At 65.5% G+C, this 12159-nt stretch carries 17 protein-coding genes and 1 pseudogene; 6 read left to right on the forward strand and 12 right to left on the reverse strand.

Annotated elements, in window-relative coordinates; genetic code table 11:
• Positions 1 to 43: 43 nt before the first annotated feature.
• From BJ6T_RS43935 to BJ6T_RS26660, 3 genes are all read right to left on the reverse strand, one after another.
• On the reverse strand, positions 44 to 325 hold the full coding sequence (locus tag BJ6T_RS43935) for a hypothetical protein (RefSeq protein ID WP_014495624.1): 282 nt from the start codon (positions 323 to 325) through the stop codon (positions 44 to 46).
• A 66-nt stretch (positions 326 to 391) separates the two neighbouring features.
• Entirely contained in the window at positions 392 to 1093 is a 702-nt protein-coding gene (locus BJ6T_RS26655; protein ID WP_028169563.1) for a hypothetical protein, read from the reverse strand.
• 252 nt (positions 1094 to 1345) lie between these two features.
• Positions 1346 to 1882, reverse strand: a complete 537-nt coding sequence (locus tag BJ6T_RS26660) for a helix-turn-helix domain-containing protein (protein ID WP_014495626.1) — start codon at positions 1880 to 1882, stop codon at positions 1346 to 1348.
• A 315-nt stretch (positions 1883 to 2197) separates the two neighbouring features.
• Between BJ6T_RS26660 and BJ6T_RS26665 the strand changes: the two genes are divergently transcribed.
• Positions 2198 to 2548: a zinc ribbon domain-containing protein YjdM gene (locus BJ6T_RS26665; protein ID WP_014495627.1), complete on the forward strand. Its 351-nt coding sequence runs from the start codon at positions 2198 to 2200 to the stop codon at positions 2546 to 2548.
• 20 nt (positions 2549 to 2568) lie between these two features.
• On the opposite strand, the gene BJ6T_RS26670 is transcribed toward BJ6T_RS26665, so the two are convergent.
• From BJ6T_RS26670 to BJ6T_RS26680, 3 genes are all read right to left on the reverse strand, one after another.
• Complete coding sequence (locus tag BJ6T_RS26670) at positions 2569 to 2970, reverse strand: VOC family protein (RefSeq protein WP_014495628.1); 402 nt, start codon at positions 2968 to 2970, stop codon at positions 2569 to 2571.
• A 94-nt stretch (positions 2971 to 3064) separates the two neighbouring features.
• The gene (locus BJ6T_RS26675) at positions 3065 to 3985 is read right to left on the reverse strand and encodes a DMT family transporter (RefSeq protein WP_014495629.1); all 921 of its coding nucleotides are present in this window, start codon (positions 3983 to 3985) and stop codon (positions 3065 to 3067) included.
• A 76-nt stretch (positions 3986 to 4061) separates the two neighbouring features.
• Positions 4062 to 4478: a nuclear transport factor 2 family protein gene (locus BJ6T_RS26680; protein ID WP_039229412.1), complete on the reverse strand. Its 417-nt coding sequence runs from the start codon at positions 4476 to 4478 to the stop codon at positions 4062 to 4064.
• Between the two features lie 140 nt (positions 4479 to 4618).
• On the opposite strand from BJ6T_RS26680, the gene BJ6T_RS26685 reads away from it, so the two are divergent.
• Positions 4619 to 5182, forward strand: a complete 564-nt coding sequence (locus BJ6T_RS26685) for a bifunctional transcriptional activator/DNA repair enzyme AdaA (protein WP_039157022.1) — start codon at positions 4619 to 4621, stop codon at positions 5180 to 5182.
• 26 nt (positions 5183 to 5208) lie between these two features.
• Here the strand turns inward: BJ6T_RS26685 and BJ6T_RS47470 are convergent, their stop codons facing one another.
• The 3 genes from BJ6T_RS47470 to BJ6T_RS26695 all read right to left on the reverse strand — a co-directional run bounded on the left by BJ6T_RS47470 (position 5209) and on the right by BJ6T_RS26695 (position 6268).
• Positions 5209 to 5355: a hypothetical protein gene (locus BJ6T_RS47470; protein WP_167541704.1), complete on the reverse strand. Its 147-nt coding sequence runs from the start codon at positions 5353 to 5355 to the stop codon at positions 5209 to 5211.
• 286 nt (positions 5356 to 5641) lie between these two features.
• Positions 5642 to 5896: a hypothetical protein gene (locus BJ6T_RS26690; protein ID WP_014495633.1), complete on the reverse strand. Its 255-nt coding sequence runs from the start codon at positions 5894 to 5896 to the stop codon at positions 5642 to 5644.
• 207 nt (positions 5897 to 6103) lie between these two features.
• Positions 6104 to 6268 carry a Flp family type IVb pilin gene (locus BJ6T_RS26695; RefSeq protein WP_028169565.1) on the reverse strand — a complete coding sequence of 55 codons (165 nt, stop codon included), beginning with the start codon at positions 6266 to 6268 and terminating at the stop codon, positions 6104 to 6106.
• A gap of 307 nt (positions 6269 to 6575) precedes the next feature.
• On the opposite strand from BJ6T_RS26695, the gene BJ6T_RS26700 reads away from it, so the two are divergent.
• Positions 6576 to 7898, forward strand: a complete 1323-nt coding sequence (locus BJ6T_RS26700; RefSeq protein ID WP_028169566.1) for a hypothetical protein — start codon at positions 6576 to 6578, stop codon at positions 7896 to 7898.
• A gap of 5 nt (positions 7899 to 7903) precedes the next feature.
• Here BJ6T_RS26700 and pdxY read toward each other — a convergent pair whose 3' ends face one another.
• From pdxY to BJ6T_RS26715, 3 genes and pseudogenes are all read right to left on the reverse strand, one after another.
• Positions 7904 to 8722 (reverse strand): pyridoxal kinase, encoded by an 819-nt coding sequence (gene pdxY / locus BJ6T_RS26705; RefSeq protein WP_014495636.1) that lies wholly within the window; start codon positions 8720 to 8722, stop codon positions 7904 to 7906.
• A 152-nt stretch (positions 8723 to 8874) separates the two neighbouring features.
• On the reverse strand, positions 8875 to 9519 hold the full coding sequence (locus tag BJ6T_RS26710; RefSeq protein ID WP_014495637.1) for an FMN-binding negative transcriptional regulator: 645 nt from the start codon (positions 9517 to 9519) through the stop codon (positions 8875 to 8877).
• Between the two features lie 107 nt (positions 9520 to 9626).
• Positions 9627 to 10260: pseudogene (locus BJ6T_RS26715) on the reverse strand (TetR/AcrR family transcriptional regulator).
• A 97-nt stretch (positions 10261 to 10357) separates the two neighbouring features.
• Here BJ6T_RS26715 and BJ6T_RS26720 point away from each other — a divergent pair.
• The 3 genes from BJ6T_RS26720 (at position 10358) to BJ6T_RS26730 (ending at position 12159) form a co-directional block, all read left to right on the forward strand.
• Entirely contained in the window at positions 10358 to 11023 is a 666-nt protein-coding gene (locus tag BJ6T_RS26720) for an O-methyltransferase (protein ID WP_014495639.1), read from the forward strand.
• Positions 11024 to 11245: 222 nt separating this feature from the next.
• Entirely contained in the window at positions 11246 to 11590 is a 345-nt protein-coding gene (locus tag BJ6T_RS26725) for a DMT family transporter (protein ID WP_014495640.1), read from the forward strand.
• Positions 11590 to 12159, forward strand: a complete 570-nt coding sequence (locus BJ6T_RS26730) for a TetR/AcrR family transcriptional regulator (RefSeq protein ID WP_014495641.1) — start codon at positions 11590 to 11592, stop codon at positions 12157 to 12159. The genes BJ6T_RS26725 and BJ6T_RS26730 overlap by 1 nt, the downstream gene beginning before the upstream one ends.

Below are 12159 nucleotides of genomic sequence, written 5' to 3' on the forward strand. Positions count from 1 at the left end.
TACGGGGGACAAGTCGCTCTACCCATCCTACGCATCTCGTCCTCTACCACCAGTACGGCCACCGCCATCCCTCATAACGGACCCATGACGACACATAGGGCGGGCCGTTTGGATCGACCCGGTCGTCCTCAGGGCGATAACGATATCGTGGAACAATGTAGTAATCCCACGGCGTCGGCCTGAGCACGGGCGCCGTGACGATGAGCCTCTGCTGTGGTTCGCGAACCACCTGGGCCTTCCGCGTCCGGGCTTCAGCGCCTGATATCCCGAGGTTGCACAGCACCAGGGCCGTTCCGAGCGCACACGCGGCAGTCATGATCTTCATGCGTTGGTCTCCTTCGCTGGAAGAGTGCAAAAGGACGCAAGGCAAGGCAAGCTAAATTCGCTCGCGCTACGTGCGCGCGCGGCGCAGAGCCTCCTCCAGCTTTTTCCTTTGCTTGTCCCACCGGCCCTGCTCGGCCTCGGCGCGTTCGTCAAGCGCGGCACGCTCGGCTTCGATCGCCTCCGCCTTCGCGTCGTGCTCCCGCTTCGCTGCGTCCAGCGTCGCCTGGGCCGTGGCGACCGCCTTGTCGCGGCGCGCGCGCTCCTTCGCGCGCTCCTTGGCGATGGCGGCCTCTTCCTTGCGGCGCGCGGCGTCCCGCCGCCGCTCTTCCTTCTCGAACGCCGCGGCGGCTTTGCGCGCGTCTTGATCGTCAATCTTGCGTGACTGTTTTGGCGCGCCGTCGGCCGGACGCTGCTTCGGTTTGGATTTGGACTCGGGCTTGGACTTGGAGTTGGGTCTGGGTTTTCGCTTGGCCTCACCGTCGGCGAGATCGGTCGGCAGCTGCGCGCTCTCGGTGAACGGGCCGTCGGAGCCGACCGGGCGCCGGAGCACGACGCCCGGGCTTGCCATGGTCGCCGCGACGATGTCGGGGTCGTCGGTCTCCTTCGCGGCGCCCTGATGGAAGAGGTTGGAGCTGGCGCCCCAGGCCTCCAGCGCCGCCTTCATCGAGGGTGCGGCGACCGCCTGGTCGTAGAAGCCGAGCGAGGTCTGGTAGGTCTTCAGTTTTCTTTGCGGTTTTCTTGTCGCTTCGCTTTTCGGTTTTTTCGGCATGTCGCCCCGCGGCCCCGGCGACGCACCTGTCCGTCGCACCGGCGCCACCATGCCATAGTGCCTCTGTTTTGCCCGACGAGTCAAATTTTATTCGGGATCACCGAAATCAATACGAAGCAAACGACGCCCCGGCTTGCCACCGGAGCAGCACAATATCCGGTCCCGCAGCCCCCCTGAAATCGCGCATGTTTTCTACGGTGCATGGGGTTGTTTTCGACATTTTGTTGGCGGACAGCTCCGCGAGGTGTCTCCCTACGCCGCGTCGACGTCCTCAGGCGCCGGACCTGCCACGAGCCCGTCGAGGCCGACCATCAGCAAATCGGCAATGTGCATCAGCTGGTAGAGCGGAATGTCGGCCTCGCCGTTCTCGGCCAGCGCCAGGAAGGCGGGCGTGACGCCGATGCGCTCGGCGAGCTGGACGTCGGTGTAGCCGCGGGTCTCGCGCGCCGCTTTAACACGCGCGCCGATCCCGAGCCGGTGCCGGGACTGCTCGTCCGCGGTCATCATGACGGCCTGTTCGTCCGGGCTTGCATAACCGTCGGCGAACGCGCTGCCGATCAGTCTGCCCTTGCGCCAGGCGACGCGGCAATCCTTGCGCAGTCCGCTGCTGAAGACCAGCGTGAACTGCTCGGCGACCCATAACGACGAGTTGAGTTGCAGGCGGGCGCCGCTGCCGGAGACATCGCGGATCGTGCAGGGCACGCTGATGAGGCTGCCGGTGCCGTTGTCGAACTCGACGATCCCGGTTCGCAACGTCTGATGTCTGGCAGCGGTACGATGCTCGCTCATGACCTGGGCTCCCAAAGCTTGCGGCAGCGTCGAGCGGCGTAGCCGACGCATCCGTATGATCGGGACATGGATACCGCGGAATTTTTCCCGAACTCCTAAGGCTCCGGCACTTCAACCGGGACCGGACGCCATGGTAAAGAATTTGCTCCCAACCCATCTTTTTCGGCGGAATGCGTGCGGCGCGCCCGTGAGAGCGTTTTCGAGCGAAATGGATACCGGCTCGCGTAAAGAAAGCGCGCCAAAACAAAAACCTGAAGCCTTTTCCGTTTCGATTCCATCGGAACGGGAAAGGCTTTGGGGGTGACGAGGCAAGCAATGACCGAACCGATGAAATGCCCGAACTGCCAGTCGGAGCACGCCTATCAGGACCGCGATCTCTGGGTCTGTCCGGAATGCGCCCATGAATGGAGCGCTGGGGGCGATGCGGCCGCGCAGGCTCCGCAGGAGGCCGGGGTGCGCGATGCCCATGGCAATGCGCTCACCGATGGCGACAGCGTCATCGTGATGAAGGACCTCAAGGTCAAGGGATCATCGTCGGTCGTCAAGGGCGGCACCAAGGTCAGGAACATCCGCCTCCAGGACGCCACCGACGGCCACAACATCGCCTGCAAGATCGACGGCATCGGCGCGATGAATTTGAAATCGGAGTTCGTGAAGAAGGCCTAGGCCGCCCGCGTCCGCTCGAGCTATTCCTCCAACAGCGCGTCATACCCCTTCGCGCTGAATGCCAGCAGACAAAACCCGTGCCCGAACGGATCGGCCAGCATCGCGATCCGCCCATAGGGCGCATCGCACGCGGGCGCCTCGAGGGTCGCACCGGCGGCAAGTGCGCGCGCGACGGCGGCATCGACATCGTCGACGACGACGTCGATGTGCAGCGGCGTCCAGTGCCGCTCGTAGCGGCGGCGGTCGCTGCCGGCGCCCGGTGTGCCGGCCTGCTTGGTCAGAAGATACAGCGGCGCCGGCCAGCCCAGCAGCTCGACGAAGTCGGTGCCGAAGCGGCGGCCGACCGTGAGGCCGAAGGCGGCGGTGTAGAAGGTGGTCGCTTGCGCTGCGTCGGGAACGTCGATGTTGAGCAGGATGGTCATGACGGGCAGCGTAGCCCGGACGGCGCGGACGCATAATCCGGAATGTTGCCGCACCTTTCGGTCCCGGATTTCGGTTCCGCTCCAGGCTAGTCGATCACCGCTGCCGCTGCGCCAGATAGAACCCGCACAGCACGGTGGCCAGCCCCGCGACCTGCAACATCGTCGGCGGCTCGCCGAGCAGCAGCCAGCCGACCAAGAGCGTCAGCGCCGGCACGCAGGCCGGGATCACGGCGGCGCGGGCGACGCCGAGGCGCTGGACCGAGACGGCGAACAGATAAAGCGCGGCGGGGCCGGCGAGCACGCCCTGCGCCAGCGCCTGAATGGCATTCTCGGTCACGCCGATCGCGGCGACATGGGCGAGACCGACGGTGGCGAGATAGATCGGCAACAGCAGCAGCGACAGCACGTTGATGACGAGCGCGGCCGACACGGCGGAGACGCGCCAGCGGCGCAGCAACGCGCCAAAACCGGCGAACATGAATCCGGTGAGCACGAAGATCAGATCGCCGAACACGCCGTCGGATCCGATATGGCCGATCGATTCCGCGCCGATCACGCAGAGGCCGCCGACGATGACCAGGGCGCCGGCAAGGCGCGATGCGGAGATGTGCTCCTTCAGCACGACTGCCGCGAGCAGGAGGCCGCCGAGCGTCGCGCAGGAGGGCTGGATCACGCTGCCGTGGCCGAGCGGCACGAACAGGAATCCGGTGTAGGAGATCAGCGACATCACGGGACCGCCGAGCACCATCAGCACAAGGCCCCTGCCCCAGCCGATGCCGCAGAGATCACCGATGCCGGCGCGCGCGACCAGCGGCAGGAACGCGATGCCCGACCAGACATAGCGATGCACGAGCAGATCGACCGGGGTGAAACCGACCTTGAGGCCGTGCCGCGTGCCGGCAAAGCCCAGCGCCCAGAACAGCGCAGCCGACAGGCCGCAGACGACGCCGAGCAACGCCGGCGCCGCATCGTTCTTCTGAATGAGAGCGTCAGCGCCGCTCGTTCGCTGATCCATGGGCAAGCCTTATGTCAGCGCGTGAGCCGCCTCAACCCACGCCGTTGCAGGTCTGGCACGCGGCATAGCGCAACCATCATGCCTCCTCGCCGAACACCATCCGCCATCCCTTGCGTGTGTCCATGTATTCCCGCACCTCGCGAATGCGGTCCCCGGCTACCGTGAACACGAAGCAATAGTCGTTCTCGTAGGGCTTGCCGCCCGCAAGCGTGGCACGCATCCTCTCTTCCACGATCACGACGCCGCCGTCGGCGTAGACCCCGCGAAAGGCGATATCGACCTCGGAAAACATCCTGTGCATCTCCTGCGCGATGAAGCGCGCGATCGCTTGCGCGCCTACCATGTGATCGGTGTGATCGAGCGCGACGGCGGTGGCGTTGCCCTTCGGCGCGATCCATTCGGCATCGTCGGTGAAGAGCGCGGCGATGCGGCCGGCATCGCGCGACGAAAAGGTCTTCCAGGCGTTGAGAACGATGTCTTTCGGGCTGGTCACGGCGCGCTCCAGAACTGGCATTGAGGGGGCCTGCATCGAGTGCCGCCTTCTAGGCCGCCATGCGCGTTGCGGCTCGCCACAATCGGACTCGGTCATCTCGCGGCCCTTCCGCCCGCGCGGGCATGCGCTATCATCCGGCCATGCTGAGTTTTGACGACTGCAACGCCGCGCGCCTGCGCAGGGATCCCCGCTATGACGGCCGCTTCTTCACCGCGGTGAGGACCACGGGCATCTATTGCCGCCCGGTCTGTCCGGCCAAGCAGCCGCTGACGCGCAATGTCGTCTATTACCCGACGGCGGCCGCGGCCGAAGCCTCTGGGTTCCGGCCCTGCCTGCGCTGCCGTCCCGAAACCGCACCGTTCTGCCCGGCGTGGAACGGCACGCGTTCGACGGTCGCGCGCGCGATGAAGCTGATCAACGAGGGCGCGCTCGATGAAGATTCGGTGGTGACGCTCGCGACGCGGCTCGGCATCTCCTCGCGTCACCTGGCGCGCTTGTTCGAGCGTCATGTCGGCGCGACGCCGCAGCAGCTTGCCAGGACGCTGCGCGTCCAGCGCGCAAAACGCCTGCTCGATGCCGGCGAACACACCATGACCGACATCGCGTTCCAGGCCGGCTTCGGCAGCCTGCGAAGATTCAATGCCGCGTTCGCCGAGCTCTATGGAAGATCGCCGTCCAGCCTGCGCTCATCGAAGCATGCGTAGCCCGAATCGAGCTGCGCAAATTTCGCTCAGAAAAATCCGGGGCTGAGATCGAGCCCATAGGTCAGGCTCAGCACGAACACGAACAGCGCGGCGGCCGCGAACAATGCAAGATGCCTGAGAATGAACGCGCGCGGCGAGGTGGTGGCAATAACGGCTTTCTGCGCAACGGGCATGACGCCCTCCATTATGAAAACGCTTCTTGGCCGCCAATGAGCGGCGCCCGCATCAGGCGCCGCGATCTGCAAAGCAACTATTAAAGAGATCACACTCGTCTTGAACGGCCGTCCACAATCGGCGCGCGACGGCGATCTTTCTTGCCGCAACTTTCTCAACCCGCGCACGGCGCGCCAGATCACGGCTCGCCACGTCAAAGGAAATACCGCGCCCCGAAACGAGACGCGGTCCGTGCAGGCTCGGGAGGAGACGAGCCTGCTTCGTGTTGTCTTCAGGCGATTGAGATCAGCGGGCCGTGCCCGTCGTGACGTCCGCGGTCTTGACCTTGCGCGACGCCAGCACGCGGGCCTGGTGGACCGAAGCGACCGTGGTCGGCACGGTTGCCTGCTGCTCGACATGCGCGGCACCGAGCACGCGCACCTGCAGGGGGGAGACCGGAAAACCGTTGGCCTCATAGGTCGGCAGCTCGGCGGCGAAAGCCGCGGTGCTGCCCGCGATCGTCAGGATGGCGGCGGCGATCGACAGAGTCTTCTTGTTCATTGGTGATGCTCCTGAGTGGAAGGTTCGGAGCACATTTAAGCGCGTTTTGCTGCATTGCGACATGCACTGCTGCATTGCAACAACGCACCCGCTGCATGGCAATATGTTTAATGCGCACAAGCGCTTGGTCGAAGCCCTGCCAAACGCGGCATGACACTTTTATGGGCGGCGGTCAGGCACCGAGCACATGCCCCGCGTCCACGCGGCTTATTTCAACGCCGTCGCCAGCGATTGCAGCTTTGCGACGAGATTGGTGCCGAGCGCATAGATGATCTCGATGATCGCCAGCGCGATACCGGCTGCAATCAGGCCGTATTCGATCGCGGTGGCGCCGGATTCATCGGCGGCAAATTCGGTCAACAGGCATTTCAATTTCACAACTCGCATCCTTCCAACTCTACCGCACGTTGCCGGCACGGGAGGGATACCAAGTCGCAATCCAAGATTGAGTAAATTTAACCCCTTCAATTTGATGACAATGAATGGCTGCCGCCTTTCAGTCACTTGCCAAGCCTGAAACCCCAGGGAATTCGCGTTGCACCTCGGCAACACCCGCCCGAAAAGCCCCATTTCGCCTATTTGCGCCATTGCGCCGCCACACCATCCTCCGAACAATTGACGCGTCGCGTGCCTGGCTGTGCAAGGTTGGTTCGAACAGAACCGTTTGGAGGCAGGGATCATGAATGATCGGCGGTCTCTTCTGGTGGCGGTCTCGTGCCCCTCGGCGGTTCTCGCCGGCTGGCTGGCGCTCTCCCTGTCCGCCTACGCTCCGGCCCTCATCGAGAAGAGCAGCGCCAATGCTTCCGCCGTGTCGCGCGCGAAGGATCTTGGCCGGCTCGAGCTCGCCGACGTCCCGCATGCTGCGGCCATCGAGGATGGCATCGCCCTGACCGCCGATATCGCGGCCGCTGTCGCTGCGACACCGAATCCGGATCCGGCCCCCGAGGCCGCAACAGCCGAGATGCCCGCCGCCGTCGTCAAGCTCGCCTCGGCCGATCCGGCGTTGATCTTGCCGGCGGAAGCACCGCCGGCGCTACAGATTTCACCCGAACCCGCGCCCGTCCTCAGCGAGGCTGCACCAGCAGAAGCCGCGCCGGCGCCGGAGCCCGTGGTGAAACTCGCGTCCGCCGATCCCACCGAGATCGTGACGACAGATGCGCTGTCGCCCGCGGCGATCGCGACCGGCCCAGAGCCAGCCGCGAGCAAGCCGTCGCCGCCGGCCGACACCGTCGCCGTGCTCGATGAGTGCTTTGTCATGGACGCCTGCATCGACCGCTATCTGTGGACGCTCTATCAGCGCACCGCGAAAGAGGATTCAATCAAGGTCGAGGAGCGCCGCCCGGTCACCATCAAGCGCAGGGGCAAGATGGTCACGGTGATGCGCAGCTTCACAAAGCTGGTCGATCAGGATTTTGGCTGGAAGGATCCGAAAGCGGCCGAGCACGCCAGCATGCCGATGATGGATTACGTCATCGGCGGCATGGACAAGAGCTTCAAGCGAAAGCTGTTTCGCATGATGCTCGCAGCCGAGGCCGCCGGCCTGTCGCCGGGCATCACCAGCGCGTTCCGCGACGACTACCGCCAGTCGATCGCGAGCGGCCTGAAGGCCGCCTCCGACCGCTCCTATCATGGCGGCAGCACGCGCGGTGGCTACGGCCACGGCATGGCGGCCGACATCGTCAGCACCCAGGGCAACAACCGCGCGCAGCGCTGGGTCTCGACCGAAATCCTGTGGAAGTGGGTCGACGCCAACGGCAAGGCATTCGGCATCGGCCGGCCCTATCTCGGCCGCGATCCGCCGCATGTCGGCCCGGTCGACGGCCAGGAATATATCTCGAAGCGTGGCACGGGAGACCGCAAGGAAGCGGCCAACGTGAGGTCCAAGAAGGTGATGCGGGCCGCGGCCCATGCCAAGCTGCGAAAGACACACGCCGCGCGCGAGCAGAAGGGTTTGGCCAAGCCGCAGAAGTCGGCGCAATCGGCCGCCAAGCGCGCGACCTGACCCTGTTACGGCTTCCGCCCGGGGATCGGCAGCGGTACCAGGCGCATCTCGGCGGTGCCTGCGTCTTGCGTGCGCACCAGCACCGCAAAGATGGTTTCGACCGCAAGCCGCACGGCCGCCTGCATCGCCTTGCCCTTTGCCAGATGCGCCGCAATCAGGCCGGTAAGGAGATCGCCGGTGCCTGAGGGGCGGATCGGCAACCGCGGCGTCGCAAAGCGCGACAGCTGGCCGTCGGCGCACAGGATCGTCTCCACCTGCCCTTCTGCCGTGTCAGCCAGCGTGCAACCGGTAGCAACGACATCGATGCGACGTTGCCCCGCCAGCGCCGCGCAGGCCGTGCGCAGGCCCTGCGTGTCCGCGATCGTGACGCCCGACAGCAGCTCGAGCTCGAACTGGTTCGGCGTGGTCAGGTTGGCGGCCGGCAGCAGCCGGTGCTGCACCACGTCCAGAATGCCGTCAGCGACATAGACTCGGCCGTCATCGCCAATCACGGGATCGCAGAGATAGACCAGCTTCGAATTCCGCGTCAGCGCCCGTTCGACAAAGTCGGCGATCACCGCCGCATTGCCGGGGGAGCCGAGATAGCCGGTGACCAGCACCGCGGCCTCGTCGACGAGGTCGCGCTCCTCGACGCCTTTCAGGAGATCGGCGACGAGCTCGGTCTCCAGCACCCGCCCACGCAACGTCGGATAACGCGGATGGTTCGACAGCAGCGTCGTCGGCACCGCCGCGACGTTCACGCCCTCCGCCTGCATGGCATAGGCGGCCGCGCTGTTGCCGACATGGCCGTGGACCACCTGGCTTTGAATGGAGATGACGAGCATGCGGAGGTCCGTAGGGTCAAATACTGGATGACGCAAGGTAACCCGGATGGAGCGACGCGTAAGCCGCGGTCTGAGATTGCAGCATGATTCCCGGATGGCCGGAGCCTGTCATCGGGCAGCCGCTTCGCGCCGCCCCGTTGGCTCCATCCGGGCTACGGGACGACGCCATACCCCAGCCCCGGCCGCAGCGCCTGCATCTTCCGCGCCAGCCGCCGGTGCCCCGTCTCCTCCGACCGCGCCAGCCGGTCGGCGACCGCGACATGGTCCGCATCGCTCTTGTGCTGATTGAGCTTGGCCTGTCCCTCGACGGTGTCGACCACGAGATCGACGACCCGGATCGCAGCCAGCATGCTCTCGCGCTTGCCCGGCTCCATTTGCGCGAGGTCCCAGGGCTGCTTCGACAACCGCGCCTCGGACACTGCAAGCAGCGCATCGCCATGCCCGCGGTTCTCGTCCAGTTCGCGCAGATGCGCCACGCCCGACAGGTGCACAGCCTCGTAGAGCCAGGTCGAGACATTGTCGCGCGAAGAGTACCAGTCGTTGGAGATGTAAGCGTCGTCGCCGGCAACGATCAGCAGGAAGCGCCGCGTGCCGTCTGCGAGCGATACGAGCGGATTCTTGGCGGTGAAATGGATCTGCACGATCACCTGCCCGTTGCGCTCGTCCAGCACGAACGGCACGTGCGAGGCGCGCGGACCGTGCTCGTCCGCCGCGACGATCATGCCGAAGCCGCGTCGCCCGGCAAATTCCAGCGCGCGCTGCTCCTCGATGCGAAATTGGGGGCGAAGCACATGCATGGCGCGGCGCTCGATGGCTCGAATAGGGGACGGCGCGCGAAGGCTAACCCATGAGCCGACAAAATCTGAAGAATAATCGGCCCGCAAACGCCGATGCCAGCAATGCCTCAGCGCCGCGCCAGCGTCGCAAGATAGGCGCAGAACATGTCGGCCATGGCATCGGCATAGGCTGCGATCTCCGTCTCACTCCGCGTCTCTTCCGAAAAACTCTTACCGACCTCGCTCAGCGTCGCCGCGATCAGCTCGCCGGCCAGGATACGCGTCGCATCCGAGGCTTTCGGCAGCGCCTCCCGCATGAACGCGGCGACGATCCCCTCGCCGGCTGCCCGGGCGTCCTGCGCCTCGGGCGCGTCGCGATACAGCGGCGCAGCGTCGCTGAGCGCGACACGGATCGCGGCCTCCTCGCACTCGGAACGAATGAAGGCGTGGACCAGCGCACGCAGCCGCGCCGGTGGCGGCTTCGCCGCATCCGCGAGGATCCCGCGCAACAGCTCGCTCGTGCGCCGCCACTCGTCGCTCTGGAGGCGGAACAGGATCGCCGCCTTGTTCGGAAAATATTGGTAGAGCGATCCGACGCTCACACCGGCCCGCTCCGCCACCCGCGCCGTGGTGAAACGCTGCGCTCCCTCCTTGGCCAGGACCTGAACAGCGGCATCCAGAATCGCGGCCACCAGCCCGCTCGATCCGGGCCTGTTGCGGCTGTTTTCGCGAGGAAATTGAACGGCTTCGACGGTCGGCCATGGCGTGCTCGGGCAATGCGAATAGGAAATGCGACGAATTAGTCGTATTTCAGCTTCTGCGCAAGCACGCGCTTCTTCGCGAACCCCGGAGACATCAAATGACCACCCCGACCATCACAACGCTTGCGCCGCTGCTGGATCGCCTGTTTGACGAGGCCGACGCGGCCAGGGGCGCAACGCGCGCCGCCGTCGCCGATTTGTCAGCCACAGACCGGGCGCGGATGATGCGGAGCAAGACCGATTACCGCGACCTCTACGGACGCTTGAAGGACGTACCGCTCGCGGTCTCGCGCGAGACGGGTCACCTGCTCTACATGTTGGCGCGCAGTTCGCGCGCCAAGGTGATCGTCGAGTTCGGAACCTCGTTCGGTATCTCGACCCTGCACCTTGCTGCAGGCTTGCGCGACAATGGCGGCGGCCGCCTCATCACCAGCGAGTTCGAGCCGTCCAAGGCGGCACGGGCGCGGGACAATCTCTCGGCCGGCGGACTGATCGATCTCGTCGAAATCCGCGAGGGCGATGCGCTGAAGACGCTCAGCGCCGATCTGCCCGACACGGTCGACCTCGTGCTGCTCGACGGCGCCAAGGCGCTCTACCCGGAGATCCTGAATCTGGTCGAAGGCCATCTCAAGCCGGGCGCGATCATCGTCGCCGACAATGCCGACGACAGCCCCGACTATCTCGCGCGCGTACGCGGGCCCGCAAGCGGCTACATGTCCACGCCCTTCGCCGAAGACGTCGAGCTCTCCGTGCGGATCAGCTGACGCTGCATAAAATCGACACTCCGAGCCGTCGTGCGATCTATCGCGCGGCGGCTTCGTCTTCTCGGCGAAACAGGCAAAACTCCGCCAAACCGCTGCCGCCAGGCTCCGCCCTGTCGCAGGCCCGTCACTCACACGTGATAATTCCACCCGCCAAAAGCCATGTTCCGCGTGCTAAACATACCTACCGCGCGGTATCTTTCGCGCGCCACATCTGAGCTCGCCATGACCTCCGCCTTCAATGCCTACGCAGCGCTTGCCCTCGCCATCGTCTTCGAGGTGACCGCGTCCGCCTTCCTGCAGCAGTCCGCGCAGTTCACGCGGCCATGGCCGACGCTGGCCATGGTGCTGTTCTACGTCGCCTCCTTCTACGCGCTGTCGGTGGCGATCCGGGTCATTCCGCTCAGCATTGCCTACGCGATCTGGGGCGGCGTCGGCATCATCCTGACCGCCACCGTCTCCTTCGTGCTGTTCCGTCAGATGCTGGACGCCGCGGCCTTCGTCGGCATCGGGCTGATCGTGTCAGGGGTCGTGGTCATCAACCTGTTCTCGCAGACGACGGCGCACTGATGCCGGCCAGCGCCTACACCCGCGCCAAGCAGCCCGAGCAGGTCCGGCGCGCCCTGCTCGACCAGGCCGCGGCGATCGCCGTGGATCACGGCGTCTCGGGGATCACGGTGCAGGCGGTGGCAGCGGCGGCCGGCGTCACCAAGGGCGGGCTGTTCCATCATTTCGGCAGCAAGCAGGCGCTGATCGAGGGCCTGTTCGCCGATCTCCTCGCCCGCGTCGATGCCGAGATCGACGCCGCTATCGAAGCGGACCCGAAGCCGCGCGGCAGCTTTACGCGGGCCTATGTCAATGCGGTCTTCACCGGCAAGGCCTTCGGCTTTGCGACGCCCTGGGCGGCGCTGAGCATGGTCGTGGTCACCGATCCCTCCCTGCGCCGGCTCTGGAACGACTGGATGAAGGCGCGCCTGAAGCGTCACGGTACGACCGACGCAGCGCCCGAACTCCACGTCGTACGCCTCGCCGCCGACGGCGCCTGGCTGTCCTACATCACGACGGGACAGACGCGCATGGGCGCGGACTTGCGTGCCGTGCACGACCGCCTGATCGAACAGACCTATCGGCGTGGATAG

The sequence above is a fragment of the Bradyrhizobium japonicum USDA 6 genome (genome assembly GCF_000284375.1).
GTDB lineage: Bacteria > Pseudomonadota > Alphaproteobacteria > Rhizobiales > Xanthobacteraceae > Bradyrhizobium > Bradyrhizobium japonicum.